The organism is Exiguobacterium sp. S22-S28 (assembly GCF_043359615.1).
GTDB lineage: Bacteria > Bacillota > Bacilli > Exiguobacteriales > Exiguobacteriaceae > Exiguobacterium_A.
On record NZ_JBHFFC010000026.1, the window covers coordinates 361,784 to 374,698 of the forward strand.

Genomic DNA, 12,915 nt, shown 5'->3' on the forward strand with positions numbered 1-12,915 from the left:
GCTCAATTGTCAGAACTTTAACAATAGTATGACTTATGTTTTTTTCTAATTCAATACTAAAAAGCCTGACCTGATTTATTGTTTTTAGAATATACGAATATTTATTCATTGTAAAGCATAAAAATATTGAAATAATGCATAAAATTCTTTTTTATTCATCATTTTTGATTAACCAACCTTTTTTGTTAACGCTTACATTTATTTTTAGACAGCTCTTTCTGGTCTGATTAAAATCTATCCGAGCAAAAAAAAGAGACCGACAGTCGAGTCGGTCCCTTCTTCATTACGGATTAGGCGTAGATTTCAATCAGTGATTCTAATTTCTCGACGACTTCTTCCGCCGAGAAGGATTCGATGTCGAATCGTTCGACCATCGACAAGATGTTTCCGTCTTGCATCAATGCGAATGATGGTGATGACGGCGGATACCCTTCGAAGTATTCACGTGCCCGGTCTGTTGCTTCCCGGTCTTGTCCTGCGAATACCGTGACGAAATGATCCGGTTTGACGCCTTCCATCCGGTTGATGTAAGCGGCTGCCGGACGCGCGATGCCGCCGGCACATCCACAAACCGAGTTGACGAGGACAAGTGTCAGTCCCTCACGTTTCATCGCCTCATCGACACTCTCGACCGTCGTTAGTTCTTCAAAGCCGGCTGCTGCCGCTTCTTTACGTGCCGTCTGAACTACATCTTCAAAATACATTTGGAAATCCATTGTATTTGTTCCCCCTTTAAAATCGTTGTCTTCTTTATTGTACGAGTTTCGATGAAATCTGTCCAAGTCTGCCGCTCAATTCACGTTCTAAAAACGGTTTTGCCTGCAAGAGATCTCGGAATGCCACGTAACGCTCAATCTTTTCGTCAGTCGGTTGTTTTTGACTTTTATAAGCTCGAATCAACACGTTTTTTGGTGTATGTTCCAGATCGATGAACTCAAGTAGCTGCGTATCGTAGCCGACGAGTGACAACAACTCGGCACGGATCGAATCCGTTGCGAGTGAGGCGAACTTTTCCTTGATCAAGCCGTGCTGGAGCATCACGTCGAGCGGTGAACAATCCAGCTGACGGTTCAGTTCCTTTTGACAACACGGGACACTGAGAATGACTGAGGCATTCCAATCGACTGCCCGAGCGAGGGCGACGTCGGTGGCGACGTCACAGGCATGCAGTGTCACCATCAAATCGACTTCTGTTTCCTGATCGTAATCATGGACATCGCCGACTCGGAACGTCAAATCGTCATATCCAAGATCGGCGGCAATCGCCGTACACTCTTCGATGACTTCTTTTTTGAGATCAAGACCGGTGATGTTTAAATCAAACCCTTTGACGACTTTCAGATAATGATACAAAGCGAATGTCAGATACGACTTCCCGCATCCAAAATCTAAAATCCGTAACGTCCGTCCTTTTGGCAAAACCGCGATACTGTCTTCGACGAATTCCAGGAATCGATTAATCTGTTTGAACTTGTCGTATTTTTGCCGTTTGACTTGTCCGTCTTCCGTCATGACACCAAGCCGAATCAGGAAAGGAACCGGAATGCCGTCTTCGAGCAGATGACTCTTTTTCCGGTTATGCGACAATTCGGCCTGCACCGGTTCTTTAACCGTCGTCTTCAGCGAGACTTTCATCTTCTTCGACAGTTGGAATTGAAGTTCTTCCGTCTCGAAACGGAATAAAAATTGACGAAATTCATTAAAATAATCGTCCATTCGCAAAATAAATTCTTCTATACTTAAATTCTCATGCTTAATAATCCGTTCATGTTGAAACTCTAACTGGATTGCATACGTATCTCTAAGTAGAATCGGTTTTAACTTGATTCGACGCAGATCGTTTGATTTTTGGCGCGGACCGCTAATCGTCGCGTGTATGAGTGAAGTTGCCTGTAGTTTTTTGATAAGCAGGTCTTTTAATTGGTCTAGTTCCACGTATCGTCCCGTCCTTTTTTGTTTGGTCTTTCGAAACTGTAGCAAATTCACCCGCGTTCGACAAGCAAGCAAGCTTTATCGTTCAGTGCTCATACTTCATTTTTTAGGAGGAAAACAACATGTTCAAAAAAATTCTTTCACAAATTGGCATCGGTGCCGCAACGGTCGATACACGACTCGAACAAGATCACTGTGAACCCGGTGGAACGATCACGGGCGTCGTCCACATCAAAGGCGGAAGCGTCGATCAGGAAATCGCCCGGATTTATCTCGCCTTTAATACCCAATACAAACAAGAAGTCGGCGACAGTACGGCATTCACGACATTCACACTGGATCGGTTTGCGTTAAACGAAGCCCCGTTTACGATCGAGGCAGGTGTCGAACGCGAAATTCCGTTCACGCTCCAAGTACCGTTCAATACGCCGCTCTCTGTCAGCCAATCGAAGTCATGGATCGAGACGGGTCTTGATATCGCGCAGGCGGTTGACCCTTCTGACCATGATGCTGTCGTCGTCAAAGCTAATGACTACCAATCGGTCATCCTTGAAGCGATGGAAGACCTCGGATTCCGCTTAAAGAAAGCCGATACAGAGAAATTACCGGGCCGCTTCCGGAAAGATTTGCCGATCGCGCAAGAACTCGAGTATTCAGCACGTGGCACCCATTATGCCCATAAACTGGACGAAATCGAAGTCATCCTGTTACAAGACCGGTCCGGCATCGACATCGTCGTCCAGATCGACCGCCGTGCCCACAGCCTTGGTTCACTGTTCAGTGAAATGGCCGGTACGGACGAGACGATGACAAAACTTTCGTTATCCAATCAGGATTTAACCAATCCGACTGCCGTCAAACAACGTCTGGCGGATTTGATTGAACGACACAGCTGAGTTATTTTTTAGACAACAAACACCGGATCCGATTGTCGTCGGACCCGGTGTTTGTTGATTTAAACGTTTTTCCTTACTTGGATGATGTGATTTTCATCGTCTGCATGTACTGCTTTTCAAACGTCTCTTCCGTCCAGCCCATCTGCCAAAACATCAATTCATAATAACAACTTTTGACAAAATGTTGTTTCATCCGTTCCCTTTCTTCGGCACTTGCCCGCTCCGCCAAATCATTCAGACGATCAACTTGTTCAAATACGACCCGTTCAAACCATTCGGAACTGTATGTCGCAATCCATTGCGCATAGATTGGAGAATCCGGCGTACAGCCTTGTAACTGCTGTCCGACTTCATAGTAAAGCCAGTAACACGGTAAAATGGCAGCAATCGTCTCCCCCAGTGTCCCTTCACTCGCATGATGCATGTGCGACACATAAGCATAAGCCGTTGGTGCCGGTTCGAACTCAGCCAGCGTCTCGCTTGAGATCCCAAGCGGTTCAAAAAACGATTGGTGCAGACTGAGTTCTGCAGCATACGTCGATGTCGCATGCTCCGCCAGTTCAGCAATCGTCGCAAAATCATCGGCTTTCGAAGCAGCACGGGCCTGGATTTTCGCAAAATGTTTTAAGTAATAGGCGTCTTGCAGGACGTAATGACGGAACTTCGCTAGCGGCAAAGTGCCGTCTCCGATCCCTGTGACGAACGGATGGCTAAAGCTGCTGTCCCAATACTGTTGTGCCGCTTGCCGGATTTCTTCACTGAATGTCATGTCGTTTCCCCCTTTGTTAATCAAAAAACGCCACACCCGATGTCAGGCATGACGTGAAAAGACCATAAAAAGAGGATCGTCCACGCCACTTCCCTCCGTAAGTCCAAACTTAATCAGGTTCAAAGGGTCCGAACGTCTTCGTCGTCTCAGTCAGCCTACTGACTCCCCTAGTGGTCGCTATTTGATTTGTTTTGAGTTTATCATGATTTGATGTGGAATTGACCCTTTCTCGTCATTTCGCTCATTTTTTTTGTACAATGGAACATGACGGAAGGTGGATGACGGCTCGTCCTTGAGACCGATTCTCTTCTGTCGCCGGTCGATTAGACTAAATTTAGTACCTGATACTTAACTTATGGAGGAACTTTTATGAATAAAACAATCACATGGACGGCATCTGCTTTACTTGCTACTACTTTACTGCTACCGACGGCCGCATCTGCTGAACAAGTGGTCGACAAAACAATCGTCACCCTTGGCGAATCCCTTGGGGCAAAGGATAAATCGTGGGTCTTGTCCCGCTTGAATGCACCGGAAGGTATCACCCCGATTATCGCAACATCTGCCGATGAAGAAAAATATCTCGGGAAAAACATTCCCCAATCACAACGGGGCGGCGGCATGTACTCTTCCGCTAAAATTGAGTTGGCGGAAAAAGGCGATGGATTATCTGTCGCGACCGAAAACATCACCTGGGTCACAAAAGACATGTACCTCAACGCCCTTGTCACGGCGGGTGTAACGGATGCGGACATTACGATCACGTCCCCTTATAAGGTAACCGGAACTTCGGCTTTGACCGGGATCATGAAAGCGTACGATCAAACATCTGCCGAGACCGGCATCAAACTGACGGATGAACGAAAAGACCTTGCCCAGCAAGAACTCTCTGTAACATCCGATGTCGGGAAAACGGTCGGGACGGATAAGGTCGCCGACTTGATGAATGAAATCAAAGCGGAAATCGCGAAACAACAACCGGAAACGAAGGTGGAGATTGAAAACGTCATCGTCCAAGTCATCCAAAACAATAACATCAATTTATCCGATGCTCAGATGGACCGGTTGACCGGCCTGTTTAATCAAATGGAACAAGCGGACCTGAACTGGGGTCAAATCGAGAGTGGTCTAAAAGATGCCGGACAAGATATCCAGGCCTTTGCGACTTCAGAAGAGACAAAAGGATTTTTTGCGAAGTTGTTTGATGGTCTCAGTGCGTTCTTCAACTCGATTGCCGGCTTGTTCAAATAAAGATTAACGTTTTCTTTTCTGTCAGGCATGGTAAAATAGATGTATTGAATCGGAAAAGGTGGTGTGGAGACATGGGTTTTGCTGCGTGTAAGCATTGGTTGATGGAACAACTGTATCTGTTGCGCGCGATTTTTCATGGAATGGCGTTCTAAGGGACTAGTCTGCCCTTTTTTAACGAACCCAATACCTGAAAAATAAAGCAAAGCGCATCTTCCACGAGTCAAGGAGAGTGCTGTTTGCGCTCTCCTTTTTTTGATGCGCCAGAGAGGACATTTCATATGATGATCTGCGACATCCAACACCTGACAAAACAATTCGGAGGCGACGATATCTTAACGGACGTCTCCCTCTTTATCGAGCACCAAGACCGGATCGGCTTGATCGGCCGAAACGGAAGCGGTAAAACGACGCTCTTACGTTTGATTGCCCGCCTTGATTCCGAAGACAGCGGAACGATTTATCAAAAAAGTGGGCTCTCCATCGGTTATTTGGCACAACTTCCCGTGTTCGACCACGTAATGACGGGGCGTGATGTCCTGTGGACTGCCTTCGCCACGCTTGTCGATTTACAACGCTCCCTGCAACAAACCGAACGGGACATGGCGACAAAAACGGATCAGATCGAACAGTTGCTCGAACGCTACACGCAAGAGACGGAAGCTTTTGAACGCCAAGGCGGGTATTTGCTGGATTCCAAAATCGACCGGATGATTAACGGCTTGCAGTTGCACGCCCTTTTGGACCGTCCGTTTGAGCAGCTCAGCGGCGGCGAACAGACAAAAATCTGCCTCGGACGGATGTTGTTGACCGAGCCGGAATTGTTGATCCTCGACGAACCGACGAACCATCTGGATTTAGACGCCGTCGAGTGGCTGGAATCCTTTTTAGCCGATTATGCCGGGGCTGTCCTGATCGTCTCCCACGATCGTGTGTTTCTTGATGCGGTCGTGACGCGCATCGCTGAACTGGAGGAAGGTCAGATTCAGCTGTATCAGGGAAATTACACGTTTTACGTGAAGGAAAAAGAACGCCTTCTACTTGAACAATTCCATGCTTATCAGGAACAACAGAAAAAGATCAAGCAGATGAAGGAAGCGATCCGCCGTCTGCGGCAATGGGCAAACGAAGCGTCACCACCAAGCGAAAAACTGTTTCGAAAAGCAAAATCGATGGAACGGGCACTTGCACGGATCGAACGGATTAAACGCCCGAAGCTTGACGCCGAAACCCCCGATCTTGCGTTTGCAGCACATGGAAAAACGAGCCGGATGGTTTACCGCGTCGAGAATGTCAGCATCGCCTTCTCCGAGCAACCGTTGTTTCATTCATTAAACTTTGAGATTTCGGCAAAAGATCGAATCGCCATCGTCGGCGCAAACGGCAGCGGAAAATCCACACTATTGCATCTCCTGTTAGGCCATCTCGAGCCGACAAGTGGTCTGATTACGCGTGGACCGTCAGTGAAAATCGGCTACCTGTCGCAACGTATTGACTTCCCGCCCGGTGAACGTCTGATCGACGTTTTTCGCGCGACCGTTGATCTCGATGAAGGAACGGCGCGACAGCGTCTCGCCCAGTTCTTGTTTTTTGGACCCCGGGTCTTCTTACCGGTCGAGGCGTTAAGTGGTGGTGAACGTATGCGACTGATGCTTGCGGTTCTGGTCCACTCCGATTTGAACGTACTGATTTTGGATGAGCCGACCAATCATCTCGACATCGAATCACGTGATGCGCTCGAAGAAGCACTCGAATCATTTGACGGAACGTTGATCGCCGTTTCGCACGACCGCTATTTCTTGAACCGGCTGTTCACGAAGACTCTTTGGCTCGATCAGACGATGGAACTGTTTCCCGGTCCTTATGCCTATGCGTCAACCAAACGGCAAACACAGCCCCCTGTCGCCAAAATACCGAAGAACGTCGTTTCCGCCAAAAAACGATCTTCTCCTTCTCTTCCAGTACAGACAACACGTCACGTAGAAGAGACGATCGAACGATTGGAACAGGAACTGACGATGCTTGATCGGCAACTTGCTAAAACGACGGATTATGAAGAGTTGATGAAACTTTTTTCTGTTCGTGAACAACTTGTCCAACAGCTCGATGCACAATACGAACAATTTTTAGCTTCGGAATGAGTCATTCCTCCTAAATGATGTGATGTTAAGACCTGTCGATTTCGTCGGCAGGTCTCTTTTATTTTTCAAAAACAGACCTAATTTTCTACATTCTAAATAGTTAACCGTGTTAATTTTTGAAAAAAAGTTTTAAAATTTATCTTGCATATTATCTGAAAATTCGTATAATTCAACGTATAACTATTTTTACTACTACAAAACTTTAGGAGGAATTTTTCAAATGGATGCCTTTCAGCAAGCAATACAATCAGGAGTCGATTTTGCCAACAACATCTTATGGTCTTATATCTTAATCGCAGCACTGATCGGGGTCGGCATCTATTTCACGATTCGGACGAAGTTCATTCAGTTCCGGTACTTAAAAGAAATGTTCCGAGTGACGCTCGATAAAAATGAAAAAACGACAGATGATGGAGGAGAAAGCATTACATCGCTTCAATCGTTCTTCATCGGTGCCGCTACACGAATCGGAACCGGTAACCTGGCTGGTGTTACCATCGCCATCACGCTTGGTGGTGCAGGTGCCGTCTTCTGGATGTGGATGGTCGCTTTACTCGGAGGTGCTACTGCCTTAATCGAAAGTACACTGGCTCAAGTCTATAAAGTCCGCGATGCAAAAAACAATGCTTACCGCGGAGGTCCAGCCTACTACATTGAAAAAGGACTAAAAAACCGTGCCCTTGGAATCGTCTTCGCGATTTTAATCGCCGTCACATTCGGTTTGATCTTCAACTCGGTTCAATCGAACACAATCGCCGCAGCCTTTGATAATGCGTTCGGAATCAACAAAGCTGTCATCGGTGGTATCTTGGTCGTCTTGACAGGACTCGTCATCTTCGGTGGTGTTCACCGCGTCGCGAAATTCTCAGCCATCGTCGTTCCTGTCATGGCAGGTCTTTATTTAATCGCCGCTCTCTTCGTCGTCGTCACGAATCTCACGGAACTTCCTGGCGTCTTCGCGATGATCTTCAAGAGCGCGTTCGGAATTGAACAAGCATTTGGCGGATCCGTCGGAGCTGCCATCTCACTCGGAGTAAAACGTGGTCTGTTCTCAAACGAAGCCGGTATGGGATCTGCACCAAACGCAGCTGCTGCTGCGGAAGTCTCCCACCCTGCAAAACAAGGTTTCTTGCAGACACTCGGTGTTTTCCTTGATACGTTGATCGTCTGTACGGCAACTGCTGCCATCGTTCTTCTCAGTGACAGTTATGCGACAGGTAACGGCGAAGGAATCGCGATGTTACAGAACGCATTAGGTGAACAACTGGGTGCCATCGCTCCTGCCTTCATCGCAATCTGTGTCTTCTTATTCGCTTTCAGTTCAATCGTCGGCAGTTACTACTACGGTGAAACGAACATCGAATTCATCAAAAAGAGTCCAGCCGCTGTGTTCGGATTCCGAATCGCAACGATGGCTTTCGTCTTCATCGGTTCTGTCTTAAGCCTCGGTATGGTATGGAGTTTCGCCGACCTCTTCATGGCCGGTATGACCTTAATCAACTTGACAGCAATCTCGCTCTTAGGCGGCATCGCCCTCAAAGTCATCAACGATTATCAGGAACAACGGAAAAAAGGACTTGATCCGGTCTTCTCGGCAAAAGCACTCGGCATTGAAAACACAGAGTGTTGGGATGAAGAAGAAGCCGTCCGTCCTGCAGCAGGGGAAGCATCACCGCCTCCGATCGCGCGTCGCTAATTGTATGTCTCGCCTTGGACGTTACGTCTTCCGTAATGTCCAAGGTTTTTTTCTGTCCAGGATTACGTTTACGAAATCTTGGGAAAATAGGAACAGGTAGAATCAAAGGAGGAATCATCTGTGTCAAAAGTCATGCTCATCATCAATCCGTCATCCGGTAAAGAACTTGGCAAAAAACATGCCGAACTCGCAGAAGGAACGTTAACGCAACGTTTTACGGAAGTTGATGTTCGCTTTACGGAAAAAGAACGCGATGCAACAGAATTCGCGAAAGAAGCGGCAAGTAAACAGTACGATGCCGTCGTCGCCATGGGAGGAGACGGGACGGTCAATGAAGTCATCACCGGGATTGCCGAACAAGATCATCGGCCGACACTTGGAATCGTTCCACTCGGCACGGTAAACGATTTGGCCCGTGCTTTAAATATTCCGACAGATGCAGAAGAGGCGATCCGCGTTTTGGAAGACGCCCCTTCCCGTCCACTCGACATCGGCAAGTATGACGATCACTACTTCATGAATGTCATTGCTGTCGGCTTAATCGCCGAAGCGGTCGAGGAAGTGAGTGTCGAGCAAAAAACGTCCCTCGGTTCTGTCGCTTACTTCATTGAAGGATTAAAAGCGTTTAAAGACCACAGCCCTTACCCGATCCAATTGACAGCCGAGGAAAAATCGTTTGACGGTGAAACGCCGCTTCTGATTATCTCCTTGACCAATTCGGTTGGCGGTTTCGAATCGTTCGCCAAGGACGCCCGCGTTGATGACGGACTGTTGCATGTGTTCATCGTCAAACAGCTTGGTTTCTTCGATGCGTTACAAGCCTTGCCAAAACTCTTGACTGGAAACATCTCCGATGCCGATCAAGTCGAATACTTTACGACATCTCAAGTCCATATCGATTCGAAAGAACGACTTCCCATCAACGCGGATGGAGATACAGCTGGTCATCTTCCAGTCACCGTTCAGGTTTTGCCCCAACATTTGACGGTCTTTGCACCTGTTTCCAGTTGATGTTTATACTCTATCAAACGTGACGATGTCTCATTCACATCGTTACGTTTTTTGTTGTTTTATTAAAAAACAATACTTTTTTTCTATTTAACAAATTATTTATTCAATTAAAAAATGCAAAATTATCCATTACAATATATGTTATATAACTATAATCTTGCAACAAAACTGAAATATTTCTGTGTTATTTACGATGCTATAATCATTCTAGTAAGAAAATATTTATACAGTTTACATACATATGCTTCATACCTTACAACTTTGAAAGGGAATTCTCCCTTACATTAATCGTCCGTCGTCTTTCACACACTAGGGGGAACTTCTACATGAAACGCATGATTACAACTATGACAATGACAGCTCTGATGGTTTCAGGTTTTGCTACAACGGGTACAGAAAAGGTCGAAGCAGCAACAACATACAAAGTAAAAGTAACAGCAGACGGTTTGCGTGTCCGGACCGGTCCGTCGACTGCATATAAAGTCGTCGGTAGTGTCAATTCCGGTCAAACTTTTAATTATCTTGGTGTTTCCGGATCTTGGACAAAAATTTCTTATAACGGTGCATCCCGTTATATCTCATCTACATATGCTAAAAAATACAGTGTCACGACATCATCAAAAGCATCAAGTGGTTTTTCACGGCCGGCCAGTGGTCGGATTGCTCAAGGGTACGGTGCAGCCAGCGGTGTTTATGGCTATACGTTCCATAATGGCATCGATATCGCGGCTCCAACGGGAACACCGGTTTACGCATCGGCTTCCGGAACAGTCATCACATCACGTTACTACGGCGCGTACGGCAACCATATCATGATGAAACATACCGTAAACGGTCTTTCGTATACGACAGTTTACGCTCACTTAAGCAGCCGTGCAGTGTCTGTTGGTCAAACGATCGCCAAAGGTTCACGCATCGGTAACATCGGCAACACCGGTAACTCATTCGGGTCACACCTGCATTTCGAAATGCACCGTGGAAACTACGTCTACAGTGCTTCATCTGCTGCGAACAGCGTCAACCCGCTGAACTACTTTAATTAAGAACGGAACTTTCCTCACGCGAAGCTTTGTCTTCGCGTGATTTTTTTGTCGTTCGTTCGAGATGAAATCCTGCGTAAAGCATGATACGGTTGTAAGACATACTTATCGTAAAAGGAGGATTTCCCTTGAAGAAGACGCTCCCGCTTATCCTTTCGACCAGCTTCGCGCTGACGATCCTTGCTGGTTGCCAGGATCAACCGACCCCTGAAGAACGACTAGATGCCTATATTAAATTATGGGAGAAACAAGATTATGACAAGATGTATGCCGATTACACCAGTGAACAAACGAAACAAACATACGGTAAAAAAGAGTTCATTGAACGAACCAAAAAATTAACCGACTCGTTGGACATCAAAGAATTGTCCGTCAAACGCCTGAAGTCACCAGAAAACGATGATCAAGACAAGGCCGCTCTCCCTGTCGAAATCTCCTTCGAGACGACGGCAGGACCAGTCTCTTATGAAAAACAAGTCCCGTTAACGTTTGAGAAACAAGGAGACGCGGAAAACTGGTACATCAACTGGGATTCGTCGTTTGTCTTGAAGGATTTCAAGAAAGAGGACCGGGTCCAGTTAACGACAATCGAAGCAAAACGCGGTGACCTGCTCGACTCAAACAACCGTCCCCTGGCAACGACGGGTACCGGTTATCAAGTCGGTGCCACGGCAGGACAGGTCAACGATCTCTCGACACTTGCCAAACTGCTCGACCGTCCCGTCTCTGCCATCGAAGATGCACTCGGCGCCAGTTGGGTCAAGGATGGACAATTTGTCCCCTTGAAGACACTTGCAGCGGATGACAGCTCACAACTTACTCGACTCAAACAAGTCGATGGTGTCACTGTCAAAGAAACGGAAGCCCGCACGTATCCGTTCGGTAAAGCAACGTCACACTTGATCGGCTACATCGGTTCGGCGACAGCTGACGACATCAAACAATCCAAGGAAACGATTCAACCCGGAGAACAAGTCGGAAAACGGGGACTCGAACAAGTACTCGATGAGACGTTGCGCGGCAAGTCCGGTGCCCGAATCGAAATCATCAAACCGGATGATTCGATCGTTAACGTAGCAGAAACCGAAGCAAAGGATGGACAGGACATCCAACTGACAATTGACGGAACGTTGCAACAGCAGACATATAACGCGATGAAAGAAGATCCGGGGACTGCAGCTGCAATCGATCCACGGACCGGCGAGACCCGGGTTCTTCTTAGTTCGCCCGGCTTCGATCCGTCCGAATTTACGAACGGAATTTCGCAAGCACGACTCGATGCGCTGACAAACAATCCCGATCAACCGCTCTTGAACCGGTTTACGAGTGCCTTCGCACCCGGCTCGACCCAAAAGCCGTTGACGGCAGCAGTCGGCTTAAAGAGCGGAACGCTTGATCCGGAACAAGCGTATACGATTGACGGGTTAAAAACCAAAGTCGACGGTTTTAATGTCACCCGAATCCACGAGACACCCGATCCGGTTAATCTGCACAATGCACTCGTTTACTCGGATAATGTCTATTTTGCGAAATCGACACTCGAGCAGCTCGGAAAAGAAACGTTTACGTCAGGTCTTCAGGCATTGGGCTATGGAGAAAAGATTCCCTTTACCTATCCGATGCGGGCATCACAAATTTCAAACGACGGCTCGATTGCTTCTGACGGTCAGCTGATGGACACGTCTTACGGACAGGGACAGATGTTGACGAACATTCTCCATCTCGCTTCGATGTACGAAATCTTCCTGACAGACGGCACGATCTACCGACCGACATTATTGACGGATGAAAAAACCAAGCAAGTCTGGAAAAAAGACCTGCTTGATGCAAAAGACGCCGCGATGGTCCGGGACAATCTCTATGACGTCGTTCATGCCGGTTTCCCGCTCCCGGCCGACATTCCGGAAGTGAAAGTCGCCGGCAAGACCGGAACGGCAGAGCTGAAAAAAGCAGGCGAAGAAAATGGACAAGAAAACGGCTTTTTCGTCGGCTACGATGATGACAAAAAAGATTTGCTCGTCGCCATCATGATCGAATCGGTCGAGCAAGAAGACCGGGGCAGCCCGTATGTATCGGGTCTCGTCGCCGACGTCTTGAAAAGTCACGCCAAAAAATAAGACTGACTTCAAAAAGGGTTGCCGGATTATTACATCCGGGCAACCCTTTTTTGTTCCGACGACTG

The 12,915-nt window shown here is 47.2% G+C and carries 10 protein-coding genes and 1 riboswitch; of the genes, 7 read left to right on the forward strand and 3 right to left on the reverse strand.

The annotated features are described in order from the left end of the window. Window positions 1-290: 290 nt before the first annotated feature. Both ACHA8N_RS08490 and ACHA8N_RS08495 read right to left on the reverse strand, forming a co-directional pair. A complete protein-coding gene (locus ACHA8N_RS08490) occupies window positions 291-716 on the reverse strand; it encodes a BrxA/BrxB family bacilliredoxin (protein WP_028106732.1) in 426 nt (141 codons plus the stop codon). A gap of 34 nt (window positions 717-750) precedes the next feature. Beyond that, the gene (locus ACHA8N_RS08495; RefSeq protein WP_028106733.1) at window positions 751-1,935 is read right to left on the reverse strand and encodes a class I SAM-dependent methyltransferase; all 1,185 of its coding nucleotides are present in this window, start codon (window positions 1,933-1,935) and stop codon (window positions 751-753) included. 119 nt (window positions 1,936-2,054) lie between these two features. Here ACHA8N_RS08495 and ACHA8N_RS08500 point away from each other — a divergent pair, with 119 nt between their 5' ends. Continuing rightward, entirely contained in the window at window positions 2,055-2,828 is a 774-nt protein-coding gene (locus ACHA8N_RS08500; RefSeq protein ID WP_026833528.1) for a sporulation protein, read from the forward strand. A gap of 73 nt (window positions 2,829-2,901) precedes the next feature. Here the strand turns inward: ACHA8N_RS08500 and tenA are convergent, their stop codons facing one another. After that, window positions 2,902-3,597 carry a thiaminase II gene (tenA, locus tag ACHA8N_RS08505; RefSeq protein ID WP_393965434.1) on the reverse strand — a complete coding sequence of 232 codons (696 nt, stop codon included), beginning with the start codon at window positions 3,595-3,597 and terminating at the stop codon, window positions 2,902-2,904. A gap of 73 nt (window positions 3,598-3,670) precedes the next feature. Further along, window positions 3,671-3,776: riboswitch (TPP riboswitch) on the reverse strand. A 190-nt stretch (window positions 3,777-3,966) separates the two neighbouring features. Between tenA and ACHA8N_RS08510 the strand changes: the two genes are divergently transcribed. The 6 genes from ACHA8N_RS08510 to ACHA8N_RS08535 all read left to right on the forward strand — a co-directional run bounded on the left by ACHA8N_RS08510 (window position 3,967) and on the right by ACHA8N_RS08535 (window position 12,850). Then, the gene (locus tag ACHA8N_RS08510; protein WP_026833530.1) at window positions 3,967-4,848 is read left to right on the forward strand and encodes a DUF1002 domain-containing protein; all 882 of its coding nucleotides are present in this window, start codon (window positions 3,967-3,969) and stop codon (window positions 4,846-4,848) included. A gap of 278 nt (window positions 4,849-5,126) precedes the next feature. Further along, window positions 5,127-6,986: a ribosomal protection-like ABC-F family protein gene (gene abc-f, locus ACHA8N_RS08515; protein ID WP_393965435.1), complete on the forward strand. Its 1,860-nt coding sequence runs from the start codon at window positions 5,127-5,129 to the stop codon at window positions 6,984-6,986. 220 nt (window positions 6,987-7,206) lie between these two features. Continuing rightward, window positions 7,207-8,682 carry an alanine/glycine:cation symporter family protein gene (locus ACHA8N_RS08520; RefSeq protein WP_393965436.1) on the forward strand — a complete coding sequence of 492 codons (1,476 nt, stop codon included), beginning with the start codon at window positions 7,207-7,209 and terminating at the stop codon, window positions 8,680-8,682. Window positions 8,683-8,802: 120 nt separating this feature from the next. Continuing rightward, window positions 8,803-9,693: a diacylglycerol/lipid kinase family protein gene (locus ACHA8N_RS08525; RefSeq protein ID WP_393965437.1), complete on the forward strand. Its 891-nt coding sequence runs from the start codon at window positions 8,803-8,805 to the stop codon at window positions 9,691-9,693. 326 nt (window positions 9,694-10,019) lie between these two features. Beyond that, a complete protein-coding gene (locus ACHA8N_RS08530) occupies window positions 10,020-10,736 on the forward strand; it encodes a peptidoglycan DD-metalloendopeptidase family protein (protein ID WP_147511793.1) in 717 nt (238 codons plus the stop codon). Window positions 10,737-10,861: 125 nt separating this feature from the next. Then, complete coding sequence (locus ACHA8N_RS08535) at window positions 10,862-12,850, forward strand: penicillin-binding transpeptidase domain-containing protein (RefSeq protein WP_393965438.1); 1,989 nt, start codon at window positions 10,862-10,864, stop codon at window positions 12,848-12,850. The last annotated feature ends 65 nt before the right edge of the window (window positions 12,851-12,915 follow it).